Source organism: Chryseobacterium soldanellicola, from assembly GCF_900100115.1.
GTDB classification, from domain to species: Bacteria; Bacteroidota; Bacteroidia; order Flavobacteriales; family Weeksellaceae; genus Chryseobacterium; species Chryseobacterium soldanellicola.
On sequence record NZ_FNKL01000001.1, the window covers coordinates 415,166 to 433,679 of the forward strand.

Annotated in this window: 16 protein-coding genes; 9 read left to right on the forward strand and 7 right to left on the reverse strand. The window is 35.5% G+C overall.

Features of this window, described 5'->3' with window-relative positions:
- Positions 1–7 precede the first annotated feature (7 nt).
- Positions 8–1,990 carry a DNA primase gene (gene dnaG, locus BLT04_RS01780; protein WP_089753088.1) on the reverse strand — a complete coding sequence of 661 codons (1,983 nt, stop codon included), beginning with the start codon at positions 1,988–1,990 and terminating at the stop codon, positions 8–10.
- 347 nt (positions 1,991–2,337) lie between these two features.
- Between dnaG and BLT04_RS01785 the strand changes: the two genes are divergently transcribed.
- The 9 genes from BLT04_RS01785 (at position 2,338) to BLT04_RS01825 (ending at position 12,040) form a co-directional block, all read left to right on the forward strand.
- Complete coding sequence (locus BLT04_RS01785; protein ID WP_089753090.1) at positions 2,338–4,134, forward strand: T9SS type A sorting domain-containing protein; 1,797 nt, start codon at positions 2,338–2,340, stop codon at positions 4,132–4,134.
- Positions 4,135–4,293: 159 nt separating this feature from the next.
- The gene (gene tsaE / locus BLT04_RS01790) at positions 4,294–4,701 is read left to right on the forward strand and encodes a tRNA (adenosine(37)-N6)-threonylcarbamoyltransferase complex ATPase subunit type 1 TsaE (protein WP_089753093.1); all 408 of its coding nucleotides are present in this window, start codon (positions 4,294–4,296) and stop codon (positions 4,699–4,701) included.
- Positions 4,702–4,770: 69 nt separating this feature from the next.
- Positions 4,771–5,964, forward strand: a complete 1,194-nt coding sequence (locus tag BLT04_RS01795) for an alanine dehydrogenase (RefSeq protein WP_089753095.1) — start codon at positions 4,771–4,773, stop codon at positions 5,962–5,964.
- Entirely contained in the window at positions 5,964–6,335 is a 372-nt protein-coding gene (locus tag BLT04_RS01800) for a DUF4258 domain-containing protein (RefSeq protein ID WP_089753097.1), read from the forward strand. Before BLT04_RS01795 ends, BLT04_RS01800 begins: the two co-directional genes overlap by 1 nt.
- Before the next feature lie 202 nt (positions 6,336–6,537).
- Positions 6,538–7,308: a sensor histidine kinase gene (locus tag BLT04_RS01805; RefSeq protein ID WP_089753099.1), complete on the forward strand. Its 771-nt coding sequence runs from the start codon at positions 6,538–6,540 to the stop codon at positions 7,306–7,308.
- A complete protein-coding gene (locus BLT04_RS01810) occupies positions 7,286–7,996 on the forward strand; it encodes a LytR/AlgR family response regulator transcription factor (protein ID WP_089753101.1) in 711 nt (236 codons plus the stop codon). Before BLT04_RS01805 ends, BLT04_RS01810 begins: the two co-directional genes overlap by 23 nt.
- Before the next feature lie 110 nt (positions 7,997–8,106).
- Positions 8,107–8,496 (forward strand): hypothetical protein, encoded by a 390-nt coding sequence (locus BLT04_RS01815; protein ID WP_089753103.1) that lies wholly within the window; start codon positions 8,107–8,109, stop codon positions 8,494–8,496.
- A gap of 95 nt (positions 8,497–8,591) precedes the next feature.
- Positions 8,592–10,877 carry a cation:proton antiporter gene (locus BLT04_RS01820; RefSeq protein WP_228421887.1) on the forward strand — a complete coding sequence of 762 codons (2,286 nt, stop codon included), beginning with the start codon at positions 8,592–8,594 and terminating at the stop codon, positions 10,875–10,877.
- Positions 10,878–11,194: 317 nt separating this feature from the next.
- Positions 11,195–12,040, forward strand: coding sequence for a prephenate dehydrogenase (locus tag BLT04_RS01825; RefSeq protein WP_089753105.1), 846 nt, complete (start codon positions 11,195–11,197; stop codon positions 12,038–12,040).
- A 195-nt stretch (positions 12,041–12,235) separates the two neighbouring features.
- Here BLT04_RS01825 and BLT04_RS01830 read toward each other — a convergent pair whose 3' ends face one another.
- The 6 genes from BLT04_RS01830 to BLT04_RS01855 all read right to left on the reverse strand — a co-directional run bounded on the left by BLT04_RS01830 (position 12,236) and on the right by BLT04_RS01855 (position 18,381).
- Positions 12,236–13,654, reverse strand: coding sequence for an L-serine ammonia-lyase (locus BLT04_RS01830; protein ID WP_089753107.1), 1,419 nt, complete (start codon positions 13,652–13,654; stop codon positions 12,236–12,238).
- Positions 13,655–13,883: 229 nt separating this feature from the next.
- The gene (locus BLT04_RS01835; RefSeq protein WP_089753109.1) at positions 13,884–15,227 is read right to left on the reverse strand and encodes an ammonium transporter; all 1,344 of its coding nucleotides are present in this window, start codon (positions 15,225–15,227) and stop codon (positions 13,884–13,886) included.
- A 108-nt stretch (positions 15,228–15,335) separates the two neighbouring features.
- Positions 15,336–15,977 carry an alpha/beta hydrolase gene (locus BLT04_RS01840; protein ID WP_089753111.1) on the reverse strand — a complete coding sequence of 214 codons (642 nt, stop codon included), beginning with the start codon at positions 15,975–15,977 and terminating at the stop codon, positions 15,336–15,338.
- Between the two features lie 62 nt (positions 15,978–16,039).
- Positions 16,040–16,816, reverse strand: coding sequence for a hypothetical protein (locus tag BLT04_RS01845; RefSeq protein ID WP_089753112.1), 777 nt, complete (start codon positions 16,814–16,816; stop codon positions 16,040–16,042).
- Positions 16,817–17,109: 293 nt separating this feature from the next.
- Positions 17,110–17,736 (reverse strand): YceI family protein, encoded by a 627-nt coding sequence (locus tag BLT04_RS01850; RefSeq protein WP_089753114.1) that lies wholly within the window; start codon positions 17,734–17,736, stop codon positions 17,110–17,112.
- 78 nt (positions 17,737–17,814) lie between these two features.
- Positions 17,815–18,381: a YceI family protein gene (locus tag BLT04_RS01855; RefSeq protein WP_089754187.1), complete on the reverse strand. Its 567-nt coding sequence runs from the start codon at positions 18,379–18,381 to the stop codon at positions 17,815–17,817.
- Positions 18,382–18,514: the final 133 nt, after the last annotated feature.

The window sequence follows — 18,514 nt, forward strand, 5'->3', positions numbered from 1 at the left end:
TTTATTCCTAAAATTTTATAGGACTTTTTGTCACAGGCGACCAGCCTAATTTGTCGATAAGATGTATAGAAAACTCGTTCAGCATCATAATTTTTTTGATTGATTCAAAATATTTTTCCGGATCCGTGTCGCGATGTTCCTCGAGCTCTGCCGTTACCTGCTTGATCATCAGATGAATATAATAATATTTATGAATTAAAATATTGGCTTCCACTTCATCCGCAATATGATCACCAAGAGCCGGCGGGAAAATATTTCTCGTGGCCCAATCGCTTAATTCGTCCGGAACCATTAATGCATCTGCCACTTTTGACGTAATATCTTCATCCATCAAGGTAATGAAAAAATTTCCGGCGCGGAGCTCATCATTTTCAATTCCTTCTTTGATATTCTGAATGATCTTTTTATTTGTTTCTATCTGAAATTCATACTGTTCGTCTTCAAAATGATGAAGAATTTCTTCAATAACAGTGATTTCGTACTGCTCTTCTTTTTCGTTTTTTCTTTGAAGAACCATATCTCCGAACATCAACATCGTGTCAATCAGCTTATTTTCCTGATGAAGAATATTAAACTGCACCGAATCAATTTCTAATTCAGGCTGTTTAGGGACAATTTCTAATTTGGCAGGCTTATTATTTTCTTTTTGCTGCTGACTGTGCTGGGTCTGATTTTGAGTAACCTGTCTTTGAACATCCAATTCATTGAATAAACTCTGCTCAGACAAGCCGAATTTATTGGAAACTTCTTTAAGATAAACCTCTCTTTTTAAAGCATTCTGAACAAAAGAAACCGATTTTACGATATCCCTAATCGCTTCAGCTTTTTTAATCGGATCATTTCCTATTTCCTTGAAAAGAATTTCAGCTTTAAAATCAATAAAATCCAAAGCTTCATTCTCAATGAATTTTTCGACATAATCCTGCGGATGCTTTCTGGCAAAAGAATCGGGATCATCACCATCCGGAAACAAAAGAACACGAATGTTCATCCCTTCGGTCAATAGCATATCGATGCTTCGGAAGCTGGCTTTAATTCCTGCATTATCGCCGTCAAACAAGATCGTTACGTTTTCCGTAAGTCTTTTGATCAGTTTAATTTGTTCGGTCGTCAAAGAAGTTCCGGAACTTGCTACAACATTCTCAATTCCGGACATATGAAGTGAGATCACATCCATATACCCTTCCACCAAAAGACAGACATTTTTTCTTGAAATTGACTGTTTGCTTTGATTTAATCCATAAAGAACATTAGATTTATGATAAATTTCCGTTTCCGGAGAATTGAGATATTTTGCTGTTTTAACGTTACTTTTCAGAATTCTGGCTCCAAAGCCCAATACCCTTCCTGAAAAGCTGTGGATCGGGAAAATTACCCTTTCCCGGAAACGGTCGATTCCTGCGGGAGAATTTTCAGGGAAAATGGAAAGTCCGGATTTCTCTAAAATTTCTTTTGTGTAGCCTTTTTCCAAAGCAAAAGCCGTAAAAGCATTTTTCTTTTCAGGAGAATATCCAAGCTGGAATTTTCTGATAATCTCATCTTTCAGTTCACGCTCCTTAAAATAGGCTAAACCAATTGATTTGCCTTCCTCAACCTCCCAAAGGAAATTTTGATAATAATCATTGGCAATTTCATGGATTTTATAGAGTAATTCTTTCTCAGACTGAGCATTTTTAGCTTCTTCGGAATATTCGCGCTGATCTTCTTCAATTTCAATCCCGTATTTTTTTGCGGCATGACGAAGTGCTTCAGGATACGTAAAATTCTCAATTTCCATTAAAAATGAAATAGCTGTACCTCCTTTTCCCGTTGAGAAATCTTTCCAGATCTGCTTGCTCGGTGACACTACAAAACTTGGGGATTTTTCATCATGAAACGGGCTGAGCCCTTTAAAATTAGACCCTGCCCTCTTCAACTGTACATATTCTCCAACAATTTCTTCAACGCGAATGGTTGAAAAAATCTTGTCTATGGTCTGTTTGGAAATCATAGTGTAAAAATAAGTTTTTTATGCTAAAATAAAAACGGAAAAATCTAAACAGGCTTATATCATTCTTCCTAAAAAATACAATTTCAAAAAATATTGTAATCAAATATTTTAATAAAATATCTATGACGGTATATCATGAATTCGATACAATATATAAACATTTGATAATCATAAACTTAAGTATAAAAATAATTCCCATCCCAATTTACACTGTTTTTTTGATAAGAAATTATCAATAAATTCACTTAATACATAACAATTAAACATTATATCGAATAATTAAATAAAATAAATAGATATACACTTAATTATTCATAAATTTTAAATCAACCTTTAAAACCACAATTATGAAAAAAAATAAAACCCTCAGAAAATGGGTAATGTTATTCTTTTGCTTTATCATAAGCAATAATTTTGCTCAGATCAGCCATAAAGATCAAGATTCTTATTCGTTAGGAAAAAATGCTGATTTTTTAAGAATATTAGAGTCACAACTGACCACAAATCTTAAAAAAGAGAATCAAAAATATCCTGAAATACAATTAGCCGTATCAAACTCTGACATTCTTGATGCAAAAATAAATTACCAGGAGAAACAGTCTGCCCATTCCATACATTGGGAAGGAGAAATATTGGGAAACCATTCCGGAACTTTCAGTATAGAATTAAAAAACAACAAGTTAGAAGGGAGAATCATTCTTTTAAAAAGTAGAAAAGCATATATTTATTATTCCGATGAAGCCGGAAATGCTTTTATCAAAGAAATTGATATCAACAATATTATTTGCACAGATCTTTCCAGTCCGCCCCCTCATCTAAAAGGAAAAAAAACAACAAATTCAGGAAAAAGCGTGAATAATATTAACGTTTATAATCTTCAGAGCTTTCCCGGCGCATCCGGTTGCTTATTGCTGGATTTTGACGGCCATACTGTCTTGGCAGGCAGCGGATGGAACGGCGGAAACCCCATTATTGCTGCTCCTTCCGGCATGTCTGACGCTAATATTCTGGAAACCTGGGAGATTGTCGCCGAAGATTTCCGACCTTTTAACTTAAATATCACAACGGATGAAAATGTTTTTAACACGTATCCGCAAAATAAAAGAAAAAGATGTGTCATTACGCCTACAGATATCGCATCTCCCGGTGGCGTAGGTTTAGCGCTTATCAATAGCTTTTCTTCCCCGAGCGACCTGCCATGCTGGGTTTTCACCTCCGCAGCGGGCACTTCCGCGCAGATTGTAGGCGAAGTCGCATCTCATGAGCTAGGCCATACTTTTGGGCTAAAGCATGATGGCTTATCCCAATATTCCTATTACAGCGGTCATGGTGACTGGGCCCCGATTATGGGATCAAATTATTATAAAAAAGTAACACAGTGGAGTAAAGGCGAATATACAAATGCCACCAATCATGAAGATGATGTATCAATCATAAGCAGCTCCACAAACGGAATAGGCTACAGAACCGATGCTCACGGCGATACTTTTGCCACAGCCACAATACTGAATAGTAGCGGAGCACAGATTTCAGGGTCACAGAATCAAGGGATTATTGAACAAACCGGCGATATCGATATGTTTAAATTTAACACAAACGGCGGAAATACAGCAATAAATATACAAGCTGTAGAAAGGCACAGTGATTTACGTTTAAAAGTTTCTTTGTATGATGAGAAAAATGTTTTAATCGTTTCCTATAACGCAGATCCTGCTGATCTCAGCGCACCGATTACCATAAATGTCAACCTTAGTGCAGGAAATTATTATTTAGCTGTCACAAACGCAGGAGACGGCAATGCAGACACCGGTTTTACTCATTACGCCTCTTTGGGAGCTTACAATATTTTTGGTTCTGTTTCTTCTTTCAGCCCTGCTTTGGGAACGATTGAAACCACTAAAAACGATCAAATCCGCATTTACCCAAATCCTACAAGGGATGAGTTGACGATTGATTTCGGATCTTTTTCAGGAAATCATCAGGTGGAAATTATCAGTGCCGTACAACAAATAATCTACAAAACAACCACTTCAGAGAAAATATTAAAAGTTTCTATTGCCGATAAATCTCCGGGAATTTATTTTGTCATTGTTAAAAACAAATCAACCGGTTTCAACAAAAGTTTCAGCATCATAAAACAGTAAATTTTTAAACATTTAATCAACAAAAGCGAGAATTTTACAGTTCTCGCTTCTGTTTTTAATCATAAATTACAATAATAAAGAATTAGACTTTTAGAATGTATTTTCAAGTTTTATTTTACTTATTTTTGAAAATTAATTATCGCTAATGATTCATTAAAAATGAAAGTCACCATCAATAAACTGGAAGACTGGCAGGAAGTTACCGATCAGATCATTCCACAATTAAAACATCATATTTTTCTGTTAAAAGGAAATCTCGGCGCCGGAAAAACTACTTTCACCCAATTTTTACTAAAAAATCTGGGAAGTGAAGATGAAGTGAATTCTCCAACCTATTCTATTGTTAATGAATACAATACACCGAAAGGGAAAATTTACCATTTTGATCTTTACCGCTTAAAAAATATTGAAGAAGCTTACGATATCGGCATCGAAGAATATCTTGACAATGCCTTTTTGTGCATTATAGAATGGCCGGAAGTGTATGAAGATGAGCTTTACGGCCTTAATTATCACACCATGAGCATTAACAACAACGGAGAAAGCAGAGAAATAACATTCGACTAAATATTATGTATCTTTGCGTAATGAATTTAATTGTAAAATAATTTCTGTAAGACATAACTTAACCTAAGAATGAGTACTACAAACATATTTACTCCTTTTACTGAAGAGGAATTGATGCCTAAAGAAGAAAAACTTGAGGTGATCAAAAAAGGTAAACAATTCAGCATAGGAGTTCCCAAAGAAACCTGTCTGAATGAGAAAAGGACTTGTATAACACCTGATGCAGTTCAGGTTCTGGTAGAGCACGGTCATGAAATCATCATAGAATCGGGAGCCGGCGAAGGCTCATATTTTACAGATTTACAATATTCTGAGTCGGGCGCAAGGATTACGAATGACCCGAAAGAAGCTTTCGGACAGGATTTAATTCTTAAAATAAACCCTCCGACAGAAGATGAAATTGATTTTATGCGACCGAATACTTATTTGGTTTCCGCACTTCAGATCAATTTAAGAGATAAAAATTATTTCCTCAAACTTGCCGACAGAAAAGTCAATGCCATCGCTTTTGAATTTATTGTTGATGAATACAAGCAACTGGCTTTGGTAAGATTAATCGGTGAAATTGCAGGAACGGTTTCCATATTATACGCTTCTGAATTATTAGCAGAATCAAACGGATTAATGCTTGGCGGAATCACAGGCGTAAGACCCGCCGAAGTTGTCATTCTCGGCGCCGGAATCGTGGGAGAATTTGCCACAAAAGCCGCCATCGGATTGGGGGCAAGCGTAAGGGTTTTCGACAATTCTCTTTCAAAACTGAGAAGACTTCATACACTGGTCGACAGCAGAGTTCCGACCTCGATTATCGATCCTAAAGAATTAACCAAGGCTTTAAGACGTGCTGATGTGGTGATCGGAGCACTTCCTAGATTAAATATGACACCGATCGTAACCGAAGAAATGGTGGCCAGAATGAAAAGCGGAAGCGTAATTATCGATATCACCATCGACAACGGAAAAGTGATAGAAACTTCCGAATTGACAACCATGGACAAGCCTTTTATTATCAAACATGATGTCATCCATTGCGGACTTCCGAATTTGACATCAAGAATGCCGAGGACGACCACAAAAGCCATCTCCAACTTCTTCCTTTCATACATTTTAAATTACGATGAAGAAGGCGGTTTTGAAAATATGCTGATCCGCAAAAACGAAATGAAGCAGAGTCTCTACATGTATAAAGGCAGACACACGAAAAAAGTTATCTGCGACCGTTTCGGGCTTACTTATCACGATATCAATCTTTTAATTTTCTAATGAAAAAACTTAAATTCTACTTAATTGGTCTCATTCCGGGACTTGCCATCGTATTTTTTGTATTGAATAAAAAGGGAGCAAGCTGCAGCGGTTATTTACCCAACAGCCGCGTTATCGCAGAAACGCTTTCCAAAGATTTTAAGTATTCTGAGAATTTTAAAACTGAAATGGATACATTGAAAATCGATGAAAAATTCCTGAAAGACAGCATTATCACCAACGGAAAAGTAGATTTTGACAGAAGCCATGCGCAGAAAAAACCTTGTCCGGATTACGTTTTGGTCTATCCGAAAGACAATCCGAGGTACGAAATTATGTTTGAAAAATGCGAGGAAACGGCAACATTGAATTCTTTGAAAAAGCTGAAATAAAATGCTTTAAACGTAAAGATTTATTTAATGGAACATAAAAACGACCGCTTCGAGAAGCATTGATGCCTTTGTTCACTTAAAATTAGAATTATCTTTAATTAATAAACTTTGCGTTAAATAAAAATAGAGATGCTTCGACAAGCTCAGCATAACATCACTAATACTAAACGTTTAAAGAAATAAGCAAAATAGATTATAATTAATGGAAGGCAATTACTACATGATTCATGATTATCTGATATTCATTGGAGTATTTGCGATTTTCTTTTTTTTAACGGTAAGCATTTATTTATTTAGCCAAAATCAAAAATTTAAGATAAAAAATACTAAGCTTTCCGAAGCCAATAAAATCATCGAGCAAAGGTTAAATGAAGTTCAGCTGGAGCATATCGGTACAAAGCTGAATCCTCATTTGTTTAAAAATATTTTAAATTCCGTTCAGTCACACGCCTATCAGACATATATGTCGCTGGATAAGCTGGCCAATGTTCTCGATTATATTTTATACGAAAGCAATAATAAATTCGTCAGTCCAAAAGAGGAATTAAATTTTGCCTTAAGCTTAATTGAGATCAATAAAATTAAGATAAATCCACTTTTTGACTTTAGAATTAAATCAAGAATTGATAAATCTGATACAGTTTATGAAGAGAAAGTTTTCGCACCGTTAATTTCCGTTGATTTAATTGAAAATGCTTTTAAACACACCGATTTCCTGGCACAGGATTCGTTCATTTCAATCCAATTGGAACTTGAAGACGGGATTTTCACAATGAAAGTCAGCAATAAAGCATCTCTAAAAAATGTCCTGGAAAAAGAGAAAAGCGGTTTCGGAAGCCAATCTTTCGATCAAAGGCTGAAAATGATCTACAATAATCATTATTCACTTCATAAAAGTTCAAAAAACGGTATCTTCACAGCAGAATTAACAATCAATTTGAGAGAATTCTATGATAAAATGCGTTATTCTTGATGATGAATTATTGGCGATAAGCTATTTAAAACTTCTGTGCGAACAAATTGAAAACGTGGAAGTTGTAAAAGCATTCAACGATCCTAAGATATTTTTAAATGAAATTGACAATATCGATTGTAACGTCTGTATTTTAGACATCGAAATGCCCGGAATGACAGGCCTTCAGGTTGCCGAACTGATTTCGCATTCAAAAAAAATCATCTTTACAACCGCTTACAAAGAATATGCAGCCGAAGCTTTTGATTTGAATGTTGTAGATTATGTCAGAAAACCGATCAAGAAAGAAAGACTGATTCAGGCGTTTGAAAAAGCAAAAGAACTGGTTCAGACTCCGCAGAAAAAAGATTTTATCGAATGGAATACCAATATTGGGAAAACCATTATCTTCACCGAACAAATCGCTTACATCAAGACCTCTGAAATCGACAGCCGCGACAAAGAAATCATCCTCAAAGACAGCACAACCATTGTTTTAAAAAACTTAAGCTTTAAAACACTTTTGGAAATGCTTCCTTCTAAAGATTTCGCGCAGGTCAACAAAAAAGAGATCATTGCTTTATCATCAATTAAGGTATTTTCAACAAACGAAATTATTACTACAGTTTATACCGAAGGAGAGAATTTTTTAAAGCTACAAATCGGAGAAACTTACAAAAACTCTTTAATGGAGATGTTTGGAAAGTAGATTTTTCAAAGGTTTCAAGTTTCGTTACAAAATTCAGCCACTTTATTACATTACACCATTTTAAACCATTTAGCCAGCTTATTTTTGCGTCCTGATTAAATGATTTTATAATGAAAAAACTTCTTTATATTGGTGGGATTCTGATTTCCGGCGTTTGTTTTTCACAGCAAACAGATTCTAAAATCAAAGCTTCTTTTTTTGACGGAATCACAGTTGCCGGATATGTAGATCACGGGGCTTTTATCAATTTTACTGGGCCAAATGTGAGTGTAAAACATAAAGATTTTAAATTCATCCTAGGAATGCTTCCTTCTTTACGAATCAGAGAAGATAAATCTGAAGGGACAAAAAACAGCGCGATCACTCCGAATTTAGGAGCGGGATTTACGGTAGCTTATAAAAAGATCGCTTTACAGATTCCGTTTTATTACAACACCAAAACTTCCACTCAAAATGGAGCCTGGAAAATGGGAATCGGTTTGGGATATTCTTTTAAATAGGCTTTCGTTACATTATTTATGACCTTTATTACATTTTATAAAAAATATTATGGTCATAACTTTATTCTTATCAACTTTGCAAAAATATTGGAATTATGAATTTGGGGAAATATAAAAACATTATTTTTTACATCAGCACCATTGCATTTTTTTCGTGCCTGATGTATTGGTTTTTTGTTGAAGGGAAAACCTTGGAAATAGGAGAAAATATTGCTCCGGGCAAAGCTACAGGCTCTACAATGTGGGAGAATTTTGCCGATTCATTTATGACGAATCTTCATCATCCTCTGGCGCTTCTCCTTGCTCAGATTGTTACCATTATTATGGTGGCAAAACTTTTCGGATGGGTTTGCGTAAAGCTGAAACAGCCTTCAGTAATCGGTGAAATGATTGCAGGTATCGTTTTGGGGCCATCACTTTTCGGACTCTATTTTCCGGAGCTTTCTGCCTTTATTTTTCCTAAAGAATCGTTGCCCAATTTACAGTTTTTAAGCCAAATCGGGTTAATTCTCTTCATGTATATCGTAGGAATGGAGCTGGATTTGAGCGTATTAAGAAAAAAAGCTCATGATGCGGTTGTGATCAGCCATGCAAGTATTATCATTCCTTTTACGTTGGGTGTCGGGCTTTCTTATTTCATTTATAAAGAATTTGCACCGGACGGGATTAACTTCAGTTCGTTTGCTTTGTTCATAGCTATCGCCATGAGCATCACCGCATTCCCTGTTTTGGCAAGAATTGTCCAGGAGCGAAATCTTCACAAAACAAAAATAGGAACCGTGGTTATAACCTGTGCCGCCGCAGATGATATTACAGCATGGTGTATTCTGGCAGCCGTTATTGCCATTGTAAAAGCAGGATCTTTTTCAGGATCGGTATTTGTGATTTTAATGGCGATTCTTTATGTTTTTATAATGATAAAAGCGGTACGGCCATTTTTAAGCAGAATTGCCGAAACACAAAAAGGCAAAGGTTTCATCAACAAAGCGATGGTTGCCGTATTTTTCCTGATATTGATTATCTCTTCCTACGCAACAGAAGTTATTGGGATTCATGCCCTTTTCGGAGCGTTTATGGCGGGTGCGATTATGCCTGAAAATGTAAAATTCAGAAATCTTTTCATAGAAAAAATTGAAGACGTTGCTTTGGTATTATTACTTCCCCTATTCTTCGTATTTACGGGTTTAAGAACTCAAATCGGATTATTAAATGATCCGCATCTTTGGAAAATAGGAGGATTTATCATTCTTACAGCTGTAATAGGAAAATTCGTCGGAAGCGCACTTACGGCAAGATTCCTGAAAATAAGCTGGAAAGACAGTCTCACCATTGGTGCCTTGATGAATACAAGAGGGCTTACAGAGCTTATCGTGCTGAATATCGGCTATGATTTAGGCGTTTTAGGCCCCGAATTGTTTGCAATGCTTGTTATTATGGCATTATTTACAACGTTTATGACCGGACCTTGTCTTGACTTCATCAATTATCTTTTTAAAGGTAAAAAATCAATGACAGAAGATGATGTAGAAGAAAATGATGCCAAATATAAAGTTCTTTTATCTTTTGAAACTGCTAAATCCGGAAGTATTTTATTAAAGCTTGCAGATAATTTTACCCGTAAAATGAACGGAAATAAAAGCGTGACAGCAATGAATATCGCTCCCGTTGATGAGCTTCACGCCTTTGATATTGAAGATTATGAAAAAGAGCAGTTTAAAAACATTATCGAAACTTCTCATGACCTTAATCTTGAAGTCACTACCCTTTTCAAAGCATCCACCGATATTGAAAATGATCTTACAAATATTACCAATAAAGGCAATTACGATTTGCTTCTCATTATGCTCGGAAAATCAATGTATGAAGGAAGTTTATTAGGAAGATTGCTAGGTTTTACCACAAAAATCATCAATCCTGAAAAGCTTTTAAATACCGTAAAGGGCAAAGGAAATATTTTTAATAACTCTCCTTTTGACGATTTTACGTTGCAGATTTTGGATAAAACAAATATTCCGGTCGGGGTTTTGGTTGAAAAAAAATTCGAATCCGCGGATAAAGTATTTGTTCCGATTTTTAATTTAAGTGATTTTTATTTGCTTGAATATGCGAAAAGGTTAATCAATAATAACAATTCTCAAATCATTATCCTTGATGTTGCCGGGCAGATAAGAAATAATATTGAGGTTAAAGAACTCATCAGAAGCATCGAACAGGTTGCGCCCAACCATATCACTTTATATAACGAGAAAAAAATTGAGAAAGAATTTTTGGATTCGCAAGACTTAATGCTGATCAGCAGCAAAAGCTGGAAAAACCTGATTGACACGAAAAGCCTTTGGTTATCAGACATTCCGTCTACGTTAATTATCTCAAATCCATAAATTTGTTTTTGAATGCGAATGGTGAGTTTTGCTCCGAAAGTCAATTGTTAATCTTTAAATCCACAATGAAATTAATTGACAGCAAAGTGAATTGACAACAAAGTTAATTGACTTTAAAAATTGACTTGCGCAGCAAAACTCACCATTCACTTTTTAATCTCCGATTAAAAAAAATGCCTATCTTTGCGTTGTGATTACAAATAACGGAACATATTATTATAGAATTTTCAGCTCAGATTTGGGATAGAGATTCTTTATAAATATAATTTAAACCTCGTCCTTTGGCGGGGTTTTTTGATTTTTAAAACTTAAAAAAGATGAAAATAAGTATAATCGGTGCAGGCTTAATCGGTGGTTCGATCGCTTTAAAATTAAAGCAAAAAGGTATTGCAGATTTTATATATGGAATTGATAACAATAATGAGCACCTCAACGAAGCGTTAAATTTGAAAATAATTGATGCTAAGGTTGATTTAGAATATGGAATCAAAAATTCCGACTTAATTATCATTGCTATTCCTGTAGATTCCGCAAGGAAAATACTGCCTCATGTCTTGGACTTACTCTCTGATAATCAAACAGTAATGGATGCAGGCTCTACAAAGGCAGGAATTGTAAACGCAGTAAAAAATCATCCGAAACGATCAAGATTCGTAGCTTTTCACCCGATGTGGGGAACGGAAAATAATGGTCCGAAATCCGCTACTTCAGACAGTTTTTCAGGAAAAGCAGGAGTAATCTGCAATAAGGAAGAATCTGCAGAAGATGCTTTACAATTAGTCGAAAAAATTGTTGAAAATCTCGACATGCATTTAATTTACATGAATGCAGAGGCTCACGATGTACATACGGCTTATATTTCTCATATTTCACACATTACGTCGTATGCTTTAGCCAATACCGTTTTGGAAAAAGAGCGTGAGGAAGAAACTATTTTCCAGTTGGCGAGTTCTGGTTTTTCGAGCACAGTTCGTCTGGCAAAATCTCATCCTGAAATGTGGGTTCCGATTTTTAAGCAAAATAAAGAAAATGTTTTAGACGTTTTAAATGAACATATTTTTCAGTTAAAAAAATTCAAGGCTGCACTTGAAAAAGAGAATTTTGAATATCTGGAAGAGCTGATTTCTAATGCCAATAAAATTAGAGGAATTTTGGATAAGTAGGTGCATTTCTTTTGTCTTAAAACAAAAGAAACAAAAGTTCAAGACTGGAAACTTCCGCTAAAAATAAGTTCTGTAGAATTTTCTTAATGTTCACAGAACTTATTTTCTTAACGCTTCAGTTTCCTAGGCTATTTCCAGTCGTAATCAGAATTTGTGGACGTAATACAAATATTACTCATTACCAATTACTTATATTTAGCATTCCGGGACATTGACAGCAATCGCCAAGCCACCTTCCGAGGTTTCTTTAAATCTGTCACTCATCGATAAAGCGGTTTCCCACATGGTTTGAATAACCTCATCTAAGCTCACTTTAGCTTTTGAAGGATCACTTTCAAGGGCGATATTTGCGGCTGTAATTGCTTTAATGGCACCCATCGTATTTCTTTCAATGCAAGGGATTTGCACCAATCCTTTGATGGGATCGCAAGTTAATCCCAAATGATGCTCCATTGCGATTTCTGCCGCCATCAAAACCTGGCCAACGCTTCCGCCAAGAATTTCCGTTAAACCTGCCGCCGCCATTGCTGATGAAACCCCGACTTCAGCCTGACAACCACCCATCGCCGCTGAAATAGTGGCGTTTTTTTTAAATAAAGTTCCGATTTCTCCCGCCACCAATAAAAATCTTACGATATCATCCTCACTTGTAAAAGGTGTAAAAGCCTGGGAATACATCAAAACCGCCGGAATTACACCACTTGCACCGTTGGTAGGAGCCGTAATAATTCTTCCGAAAGCTGCATTTTCTTCATTCACGGCCAATGCAAAACATGCAATCCATTTATTGATATTGGTGAAATTTTCTTCAGCATCCACAACTTGTTGGAACCATTCATCTTTATTTTTATAGATTTTTTCACCCAACAATTTTCTGTTCATTCCTGCAGCTCTGCGGGAAACATTCAAACCACCCGGTAAAATTCCTTCTTTATTAACGCCTTTATAAATACATTCTTTGATCTGTTGCCAAATGTAAAGCGCTTCTTTTCTGGTCTCTTCCTGCGTCCGCCAGCTTTCTTCATTAATTAAAATTAAATCTGAAATTCTATTAAACCCTAACTTTTCACAATACCTCGCAATATCCGAACCGTGATGACAAGGGTAAAGTGTTCTTATACAGTCTTTTTGGATCGAATTTTTTTCCTGACTTGCGATAAAACCTCCACCCACAGAATAAAAATCCTGGATAAGCTCGGTTCCGTCTTCGAAAATCGCTTTGAAAATCATTCCGTTGGGATGAAAATCAAGAGATTTCTGCATATTCAGAACAAGATGATGACCATAAATGAATGGTATTTCCTTTTCTCCGCCCAGATTAAGAATCTGAGTGGTCTTTATTTTTTCTATTTTCTCATCAATTTTTGATGTATTGATTGTTTTAAAATCTTCACCATTCAAACCCAGCATTCCGGCAATATCTGTTCCGTGCCCGATTCCTGTTTTTGCCAGGGAGCCGAAAAATTCAAGAAAAACTTCCTTTACTTCTGCAATTGATCTTTCTCTTTTTATAATTCTGATAAATGCTGATGCGGCATTCCAAGGTCCCATTGTGTGTGAACTGGACGGGCCTATTCCTACTTTAATAATCTCAAAAACCGATATTGATTCCATATAAATGATTAATCATTTTCCTTTTACAAAGATACGTGATAAATCGAAACGCAAAAGCCGGAGATGAAAAATCACCTCCGGCTCACTAATTAAAACTATATGAACGCAATATGAATATTTTAGGGTTAATTGTCAATGCAAATAGTCAATTGTTAATGGTCAATTCGCTTCGCGGTCAATTTTAAAATTCACTTGCGAAGCAAAATTCACCATTAACTATTCACTTTTTTCAGCAAAGGCTTTCCTCATGCTGAGATCTGTCAAGTCCCATTTCCTCTGATTCTTCAGAAACTCTTAATGTAATAATGCTGTTTGTCAATTTATATAAAAGTAATGAACCAAAAAAAGCAAACAACGAAACAAAAACCAATGCCATCATATGATGAGCAAAGACCTCAAAACCGCCATGAAGCAAACTGGCGTTTTCTCCGTGTGCAAAAATTGCGGTCAGGATCATTCCCATAATTCCGCCAACGCCGTGACAGGCGAAAACATCCAACGTGTCATCGATTTTCTTTAAAATTTTCCAGTTGACCATCAAATTAGAGACAATCGCGGAGATAAATCCTATAAAAAGGCTTTCAGGAATTGAAACAAACCCACAACCAGGTGTAATGGCCACCAAACCGACAACTGCACCGATACAAGCTCCCAAAGCGGAAATTTTTCTTCCGTTAATTCTATCAAAAAATATCCAGGTCATCATTGCAGAACCGGAAGCAATCGTTGTTGTTCCAAAAGCCATCGCTGCTGTTGCATTTGCACTTAAAGCCGAGCCTGCATTAAAACCAAACCATCCGAACCAAAGCATTCCCGTTCCCAATAAAACATAAGAAATATTGGAAGGCTCGTGATGCGGATTTCTCCTGTTTCCTACCACTAAAGCTCCCGCTAATGCTGCAAAACCGGCACTCATATGAACGACCGTTCCGCCCGCGAAATCTTTAATCCCAAAATATTTGTTTAAAAGACCTTCCGGATGCCAAACCATATGACAGAGCGGCGTATAAATAAAAATACTGAAAAGCACCATGAATAAAAGATAAGAAACGAAACGCACTCTTTCCGCAAAAGAACCTGTGATTAAAGCTGGTGTGATGACGGCAAATTTCATCTGAAATAACGCAAAAAGCACAAAAGGAATCGTTGGAGCCATCATTTTATGAGGTAAAACCCCCACACGGTTAAAAAACGGATAACTTAACGGATTTCCGATGATTCCGTAATGTATTCCATTAATTGTAAAGCCTAAAGAATCGCCAAAAGATAAAGAAAAGCCGATCACCACCCAAAGAATCGAGATGACTCCCAATGCGATAAAGCTTTGCAGCATGGTTGATATAACGTTTTTTTTACCGACCATTCCGCCGTAGAAAAATGAAAGTCCGGGTGTCATGAGAAGGACAAGTCCGGCCGCCGCAAGAATCCATGCAACATCTGCGCCGACGATTTTATCTTCACTTAAAAATTCGCCTGTATTTGGAAAATCTGCTAACGGGCTCCAGAATAAACCACCAATGGCGACTAGTGTAATAATGGAAAATGAAACTATCCATTTCAATCCTATTTTCATAAAATTTAGCTTTACCCTATCAAAAGTAGTAATAAATTTTATAAAAAACATATTTTTTTAATTCAAACCCCTAAAATTTTTAATATTAATTTTAAAAATTATAAAATATCAATCAAAAACTTCTTTTAAAATTTTTGAAACTTCTTTGTATTTTGTTGCAGGGAAAAGATGAGTTCCGCCTTTAATAATGTAATTAGGTTTAGAATTTTTAATCGGAAAAACAATATCCCGGTCTCCCAATATCTGAATAACATTGGGATCTTCTTCAAATTTCCAGTCTGAAATTTTTTCAACTGACCATTTTAGATAATATGGATCTCTTACCCTGAAATATTGCATTACCCTGGGATTTTTAGGATCAAAGAATTTTCTTACCACAGAATATATATTGGCAGCTTTATCATTAAAAAAATGAAGAGGTAAAACCTTGGGAATCCTGGTGATTTGGCCCGCCCGGATTAATTTAGACTTTTCCTTATCCGATTTTATACTTCCTAAAATCACTACTTTCCGGGCAGGCTTTATTTTATTAATTTCCTGAACCATAATGCCTCCGAAAGAATACCCCAATAAATGAAAAGGCTCAGAATCATCAATTTTTTCCGCCATTCTTTCAACATATTTAGAAAAATCTTCATTTTGCCGGGGGATCAGCCAGTCTATAAAAACAATCTCGTATTTGTCGGAAAGCTCAATTCTTTCCAGCACTTTGTAATCTGCACCCAGCCCGCTTACTACATAAATTTTCATCTTACTAAAATAAAAAAAAAGCACCATTTGGGATGCTTTTTATTGTTAAATTAAGAGTAAAATCAGTCTTTGTGATAGGAAATCCTGGTTACACTGTCGATGGACAATGATGTGATATCATCTGAACCGATCCATTCTAAAACATAACCATTACCCGTTCCCAATGGCGCAGGTAAACTGGCACCATCAGCAATAGTATTAAAGCTATACACCAAAATCCCGCTTGTTTTGCTGGAGGGAATAACCCCACTTACCTCAGCTCTAAAGCCGGACAAAGGATTTCTCAGAATAAATCTAATATCCTGGCTTAAAATATTGGAGCTTTTGGTATAGTTTACGATCAATCTCCAAAGGTGAACCTGTCCTAAAACGCCATTTTCGATAAATTGATTTCCGTTGTAAATACGGGAATCAGCGATCGTTGAATTCTCAGGCCAGCTTGTAGTAGGTGATGAAGCATAGACTAATGGCAAAGAAAAAACCACCTGTTTTGTGGTATTAGCCGGAACATTTGCCCAATTGGGCTTGGTTCCTGCACCTGCTCCTCCTGCATTTATTTTTACGGCTCCTTCATTGGCTTTTGTCTGCTTTTGACTGTAAAAAAGTGTACTCCAGGCGGTACCATCATAATACCGTATTGTTTTGTTGGTAGAATCATAAGCCAACATACCCTCTACAGGCGCAACAATCGTCTGAGGATTTGGCAACCGCGGAATAACCATAGCCGATGTTGTCGATACAATATCTAACACCCCTTTTGGAGAAGTTGTATTGATACCGACCTGAGAGCATACTCTTGAAAAACAGACAAGAGTGAAAATGATAATTTGTTTTTTCATAAAAGCGTATTTGTAATAGTTACATGTACACCTTCATAATATTAAGTTTAGCAAATATGAGAAAAATAATCATATTAAATATAAATAATTCAATAAATTATTTAAAATTCACAAACAATACATAAAAAATACATTTATTTTATGCAAATAATTTAAAATAAAACAAAATAACATTCTAAACAAACAGTAAAAATCGAAATTTAATGCTGAAAATATTTAATCTTAATTAAAAATATTCAAACAAAAAAAAGAGCGATTAAAAAATCACTCTTTCAGGTATATAAAAATTTATTTTATTTCTTTTTTACAGGTGTTCTGTTTTCGTTATCCAACTTTTCTGTTGAAATTTTAAACTGAATATCCATTTCGTTTTTGATGAAATAATCTTTTAATGAAGACTGATAGAATACTTTAAAATCTCTTCTGTTTAGAGAGAATTTCGCAGACTCAATTACTACCGTAAACTGCGTTACATAGACGTTTGCCGGGAAAGTAATCGTTTTTCTTACGCCTTTGATCGTGACATCACCATACACGGTAGAATTGTATTCGCTGTTTGCCAGAGGAATAATTTTAGTTAAATGAAATTTTGCAAGCGGAAATTTTTTAACATCAAAGAAATTAGGACCTTTAAGATCATTCGTTAATTTGATCTGATCTTCTTCCGAAACATCACCTGCCATTAAGCTTCTCATATCAATGACAAACTCACCATCAACCAATACGGTATGATCAAAATTGAACTTTCCACTTTTCAATTTTATCGTTCCTGAATGCGATGAAGCAACCGTTTTTACAACTTTATATCCCCACCATCTGATCTCTGATGAAGTAACTTTTACCACTTTATCCCCTTTCTTCTGGGCAAAAACAAATGATATGCTTACACACATCATAGCAAACAATAGTAATCTTTTCATTCTTTTTTATTTACAATTCAACAAAAATAAAAAAAAGTGTAGAACTTCTACACTTTTAACAATCTTTTTTTGATTAAATTATTTAGCAGTCACTTTTACAAGCATATCGATGTCATCTTTCACAAAAACATCCTGCATTGTAGACTTATAAGCAACGTCGAATTTCTGTCTGTCGATCGTGAATTTGTTTGATACCAAACTTACCACTCCTTTGCTGTAAGAAATTTTAGCAGGGAAAGAAATTGCTTCAGTTTTTCCTTTAACTGTAAGATTTCCTGTTACTAAGCTGCTGTAGATTTTATCATTATTTTTCTTAACACCTGTAATTTTGAAAGTAGCAGTAGGAAATTTTTCAACTTCGAAGAAATCTCCGTTTTTAAGATGACCGTTTAATTTAGTCTGATATTCCCCTGTAAGGTCAGTTGAAGTGATCGTAGTCATATCTAAAACAAAAGTACCTCCAACCAATTGGTTTCCTTTCATTACCATATCCCCGGATTTTACTTTTACAGTACCATCATGAGAGCTTGCCTCAGATTTTGCCACTTTGTATCCCCACCAGTGAACGTCCGATGCTACCACTTTTTTAGACTGTCCGAAAGCTAAACCGCTAGCTACAACTGCTAATAAAAATATTTTTTTCATTTTAAATAAGTTATTTACTTGTTTGTTATTTACTGATGCAAATGTAGTCATCTCGTTTGATAGATTTCGTTGATGTACATCAATAAAACAATTATTTTTATAAATAATCTTGGGCATAAAAAACTCCGAATTT

Bases quoted from the DNA above. Each gene is read 5' to 3' on its own strand.
- BLT04_RS01785 (WP_089753090.1), top strand. From the start codon at position 2,338: ATGAAAAAAAATAAAACCCTCAGAAAATGGGTAATGTTATTCTTTTGC.
- dnaG (WP_089753088.1), bottom strand. From the start codon at position 1,990: ATGATTTCCAAACAGACCATAGACAAGATTTTTTCAACCATTCGCGTT.
- BLT04_RS01810 (WP_089753101.1), top strand. From the start codon at position 7,286: ATGATAAAATGCGTTATTCTTGATGATGAATTATTGGCGATAAGCTAT.
- BLT04_RS01840 (WP_089753111.1), bottom strand. From the start codon at position 15,977: ATGAAAATTTATGTAGTAAGCGGGCTGGGTGCAGATTACAAAGTGCTG.
- BLT04_RS01850 (WP_089753114.1), bottom strand. From the start codon at position 17,736: ATGAAAAGATTACTATTGTTTGCTATGATGTGTGTAAGCATATCATTT.
- BLT04_RS01830 (WP_089753107.1), bottom strand. From the start codon at position 13,654: ATGGAATCAATATCGGTTTTTGAGATTATTAAAGTAGGAATAGGCCCG.
- tsaE (WP_089753093.1), top strand. From the start codon at position 4,294: ATGAAAGTCACCATCAATAAACTGGAAGACTGGCAGGAAGTTACCGAT.
- BLT04_RS01795 (WP_089753095.1), top strand. From the start codon at position 4,771: ATGAGTACTACAAACATATTTACTCCTTTTACTGAAGAGGAATTGATG.
- BLT04_RS01805 (WP_089753099.1), top strand. From the start codon at position 6,538: ATGGAAGGCAATTACTACATGATTCATGATTATCTGATATTCATTGGA.
- BLT04_RS01815 (WP_089753103.1), top strand. From the start codon at position 8,107: ATGAAAAAACTTCTTTATATTGGTGGGATTCTGATTTCCGGCGTTTGT.
- BLT04_RS01845 (WP_089753112.1), bottom strand. From the start codon at position 16,816: ATGAAAAAACAAATTATCATTTTCACTCTTGTCTGTTTTTCAAGAGTA.
- BLT04_RS01855 (WP_089754187.1), bottom strand. From the start codon at position 18,381: ATGAAAAAAATATTTTTATTAGCAGTTGTAGCTAGCGGTTTAGCTTTC.
- BLT04_RS01825 (WP_089753105.1), top strand. From the start codon at position 11,195: ATGAAAATAAGTATAATCGGTGCAGGCTTAATCGGTGGTTCGATCGCT.
- BLT04_RS01800 (WP_089753097.1), top strand. From the start codon at position 5,964: ATGAAAAAACTTAAATTCTACTTAATTGGTCTCATTCCGGGACTTGCC.
- BLT04_RS01835 (WP_089753109.1), bottom strand. From the start codon at position 15,227: ATGAAAATAGGATTGAAATGGATAGTTTCATTTTCCATTATTACACTA.
- BLT04_RS01820 (WP_228421887.1), top strand. From the start codon at position 8,592: ATGAATTTGGGGAAATATAAAAACATTATTTTTTACATCAGCACCATT.